Origin of the sequence: Leptospira idonii, assembly GCF_004770995.1 — a bacterium.
Lineage (GTDB): Bacteria > Spirochaetota > Leptospiria > Leptospirales > Leptospiraceae > Leptospira_A > Leptospira_A idonii.
This window is the reverse complement of the sequence record NZ_RQHW01000075.1, coordinates 1-594: the sequence shown is the minus strand read 5'-3', so window position 1 is coordinate 594 and position 594 is coordinate 1. Positions and strand designations below refer to the sequence as shown.

The following is a 594-nucleotide window of genomic DNA, read 5'->3' as shown; positions in this document are numbered from 1 at the left end:
TGCTGGGTCTAGATTAGCGAGCTCCTCATCTGTTAATTTATATTTGTCTTTTAGCTTCTCGTTCTCTTCTCTAGTATTGATTTCTTTAAGTAATCTTTCTCTTTCTTTCGGTGGTAAATTCTCTGGATCTTCTACATCATTCGCTCGAAGTATTTCATTCTCTGCGATGGTATCCATTCTATCTTGTGCTTGGTTGATATTCTGTTCTGCCCAGTTGATCTCATCAAAACGGAATCCATCCGGTCCATTTGTGGTTAAATTGACTCCGGCGTATTGTGTTGATGTGGACAGTCCGTCCCCATTCACTGTCGATGTGATTCCTAACTTACTTCCCGGGTGAGTGTAGCCGATTGATCCGGATAACCCTCCTCCGTTGATATCATAGTTCGCTCCAAAGTTCCAGCCTTGTCTCGGTCCTTTGTCTAATGGGTTATAATTTCCACCTATCGTGGTCGCTCCATTCGTTGTGCTTGAGCCTGTTAGCTGAAATCCTGCTCCCAAATTCCACGAGCCGGAGATTGTTGTATCTCCTCTTTGAGAGAAGCTGATGCTGGCATTCGCCTTCGCTCCCCCTACACCGATCATCCCTCCCCA

Annotated in this window: 1 protein-coding gene; it reads right to left on the bottom strand. The window is 45.3% G+C overall.

The genetic code is table 11. The annotated features are described in order from the left end of the window. A partial coding sequence (locus EHS15_RS19170) for a hypothetical protein (protein ID WP_425460656.1) occupies positions 1-594 on the bottom strand: 594 nt, incomplete at both ends.